Here is a 3410-nt window from a genome sequence, read left to right as displayed (position 1 = left end):
AAGTAACCAAGGCGACACCCGACGCCTGAAGCGGAGAGAACGGCGTCAGGAACGACAGCAACGCACCCAGCAGGCTCGCCGCGGCCAGCCCGCCAATCAACCCTTCCCAGGTTTTCGATGGCGAAACTGTCGGCGAAAAGCGGTGTTTGCCGAAAAGTTTGCCGAAAATATACTGCAGCACGTCGCTGCCCTGCACCGTGAGGATCAGGAAGGCAATGAGCAAAAGATTGCGCCCTTCAAACTGCGCCACGTCGAGTGTCAGCAAAGCCGGCACGTGGCTAACGCAATACACGGCGATCATGATGGCCCATTGCTGAGCTGCAACCCGCTCCAGAAAGCGTTCGGTATCCCCATGCAGCGCCGTGATCGCCGGCATGAGGAGGAAGCAGTAGACCGGGATGAAGATCGTGAACAGACCGTACCAAGCGGTCCAGACCAGCCAGTATTGCACCGGAATGATGATGCCGAACATGCCGAGCAGCACCCAATGGTCGCTGCGCCGGGAATGGGTCAGCGTTGCGAATTCGCGCAGCGCCGCAAAAGAGATGAAGGAAAAAAGTGCGATCATTCCACCTTTGCCGAAGAAGAAGGCAATCTCGATCAGGGCGACCATCACCCACCAGGCCAGTATGCGCTGGTTGAGGTTAACCAGCGTTGGGCTCAGCGGTTGTTCGGCGCGGTAGCTCAAGAACGCAGCGGCAGCACTCGCCGTGACCAGCACCGCAAACAGCCCGGCACCGAGCAGGCTTGTCTCGGGGCTCATTGATCGTCTCGCGGCGCGCGAGGATTGAGGGCAAGCAGTGCGCCACGGGCACGTTTGAGGAAGGCGCGGCGCTCCTCGCCCATAGCCACGGCAACCGGTGCGCCGAACACGACGCGGCATAGCAACGGCACTGGAAGAAACTGGCCTTTCGGCAGAACGCGGGACATGTTCTCGATCCAGCAGGGAATGAGTTCGACGTCGGGCCGGGCAATGGCGAGGTTGTAGAGCCCCGAGCGGAACGGCAGTAGCGGCTCATCGGTCATGTTTCGCGTGCCTTCTGGGAAGATGATCAGGGAATCGCCCTGTTCGAGCGCCGAAAGCATGATCGAGATCGGGTTCTTGCGAGGCTCTGTCCATCCACGATGAATAAGCACCGAAGACAGCATGTCTTCGGCGATGAAGCGGCGCAACCGCGACTTGCCCCAATATTCCGCCGCAGCGATGGCGCGTGTTCGGGCGCGCCTGCTTTCACTTAGGCAGGCCGACAACAAAATAAAATCTCCGTGGCTCGCGTGGTTGGCGAAGTAGATCCGTTGCCGGTCCGACGGCTCGCTGCCGCTCCAAATTGGCCGCACTCCGGTGACGATCCAGGCGAGCGCCGACAGGCCGACCGAGGTCGCCGTGCGCATGAGGCTCAACATTGCGGTGCGAACTCTGCTCATGTCTACGTCTGGTTCAACTGCGCACACCAAAAACAGCGACCGCCGCAGCGGCGATGAACAATGCAAGCGACAAGCGTTGCTTGAGGATCAGGCGGTTCGTGCCCACGATGCGCTCGGCAAGTGAACGGTTAGGGGCCGGTGAGGATTTCAGGCGCATGCGGACGAGAATGTCGTCCACGGCGGCTCCTGCCTCAGACTCATGATCATGGCTCGCGATCAACCGAAACAAAAGCGCGTCGAACAGGATGATCGCCGACAGCACAAGGGTAACAAAGCCGCTTGCTGTCGCCATGATCGGGGCGGCCCATGAAACCGAAACGGGAAGTGTCGCTGCGAAATAGTGGGCCATGCAGGGTGCCGCGATGGCAACAGTTGCAATCATCGCCGCTGGCCATGCCGATTGGACGAGTAATCGCCGGGCCAAACCCTCAGCGTGGTCGCGATGGCCCTTACCACTCATCTAGGCTCTCCGGCAAAGTGAACCGGTCGGCCGGCTTGCCTCAATATTTGCTGCGCCTCGGCGCGGGTTTTCGCCCGTCCAGTAAACACAAGCCATGTGGCTACAATGCCGGCGCTGCGCTGAAAACCAAGCGCGCAGCAAACCAGAACCGTACCAGTCCGCTGCGCGTTCTTGATGGCCTCCACCGCCTGTCGGGAGTTGGCCACTGACGGCGGCAGCAGATCGATAATGGGGATGCTGATCCAATTGCTGGTGATGCCCTCGGGTTTTTCGAATTCGGCAGCGAGGTCGATCACCGTGGCGAAGCCGTTCGCTTCCACGACCGTCGGAAATTGCCCAAGGAATATGCCGTCAGCGATCGCCACATTTGGTGCTAGCTTGCGCGTCCAGCCCCAGACACTCAACTTTGCGCCCAAGCGATAGGGCAGCAAGAGAACGCGGCTCGCCAGCGAGACGCTTCCGTCGAAGGTCTTTTGGAATACGCGCGGTCCTGCCGCCGCATAGCCGAAGCCGACAATTGCCAGCGCAAGTGCCGGCCACAAAAGGACAAGAAGGAGCTCAGAAACAGACGGACCCGCCAACGCAGCCCAGACGGCCATGACCGACCCTGCACCATAGAAAAAAGCAAGCTTCCGGGCTTTTGGATCGCTGGAAAGCCGGGCGCCGGCGAATGGCAGCTCACCCCCCTGCGGAAACAGCCATAGGGCGAAAAAGCCAAGCAGCGCGCCGGTCGGAATGTCGATGAAATGGTGTTGCCAAGTGGTCAGCACCGACAGACCTATAAGCAAGCACCAGAGGTACCAAGTATATTTCAGGAGGCCGCCAAGACGCTGGCGCCAATGATCCCAGATGATCACCAAAAGCGCGATGTGCAGCGACGGCGCCTGGTTGAATGGCTTGTCGAAACCGCCGAGTATGTCGAACAGGAAACCTGGCAGGCCGCTGGTTTCAGGGCGGACAAAAGTTGCGGTCAGCGGAAACAGGATGAAGCAGATAACTGCGACGATCTGCGCGGTCAGGTAACGACCTGCCAGTCGATCAACCCCGCGCTTGGTATCATTCAGCAGCAGCGACAGGCCATAAAACAGGTTGATCGACCAATAGGGAACGATGGTCCAGGCGAGGAAGGGAACATAGTGTTCCCACGACAGGACGATGCTGCCGACATCATCACGCCGCGACGTCAGCCAGTTGGCGAAACCGTAGGTGAGGTAGAAGAATGGCGCGAGAAAGCCAAGCCAGAGCACAGCCCTCAGGATCACCTTGGAATGAGGCTCGGCGCGCGCGATCTGTGAAAGCTTCAGAGTCATTGTTGCTCTCAGATGCGCCGCGCCGTCGAAACGGTAAAGATGCCCCACGGGTCGATGCGCTGGTCCAGCTTTTCGAAGCCGGCCGTTTCGACGAGTTGGTCCATTTCGGCCTGGGTGCGCCGGCGCATCACCCACGCCTGGCCACCGCGATGCGAAGTGAGACAACGGGCGATCATCTCGAGTTGCGGATGCCAGGGCTGGTTGGTGTAGATGAG

The 3410-nt window shown here is 59.9% G+C and carries 5 protein-coding genes; all 5 read right to left on the bottom strand.

The features are described 5' to 3' along the window. Positions 1 to 763 (bottom strand): phosphatidate cytidylyltransferase (locus AC1DUU_RS26870; protein ID WP_476786405.1); only part of this gene is annotated, 763 nt, incomplete at its 3' end. Next, positions 760 to 1425: a lysophospholipid acyltransferase family protein gene (locus tag AC1DUU_RS26865; protein WP_476786404.1), complete on the bottom strand. Its 666-nt coding sequence runs from the start codon at positions 1423 to 1425 to the stop codon at positions 760 to 762. The genes AC1DUU_RS26865 and AC1DUU_RS26870, both read right to left, overlap by 4 nt. Before the next feature lie 13 nt (positions 1426 to 1438). Next, the gene (locus AC1DUU_RS26860; protein ID WP_476786403.1) at positions 1439 to 1807 is read right to left on the bottom strand and encodes a hypothetical protein; all 369 of its coding nucleotides are present in this window, start codon (positions 1805 to 1807) and stop codon (positions 1439 to 1441) included. 74 nt (positions 1808 to 1881) lie between these two features. Further along, on the bottom strand, positions 1882 to 3195 hold the full coding sequence (locus AC1DUU_RS26855; protein ID WP_476786402.1) for a phosphatase PAP2/dual specificity phosphatase family protein: 1314 nt from the start codon (positions 3193 to 3195) through the stop codon (positions 1882 to 1884). 8 nt (positions 3196 to 3203) lie between these two features. Next, positions 3204 to 3410, bottom strand: a 207-nt coding sequence (locus tag AC1DUU_RS26850; protein ID WP_476786401.1) for a class I SAM-dependent methyltransferase family protein, incomplete at its 5' end; no start/stop codon positions are given.

The sequence above is a fragment of the Aminobacter sp. P4_H6_2 genome (assembly GCF_056400805.1).
Note: the sequence above shows the minus strand (reverse complement) of the source record. Positions and strands in the feature narration are given on the sequence as shown.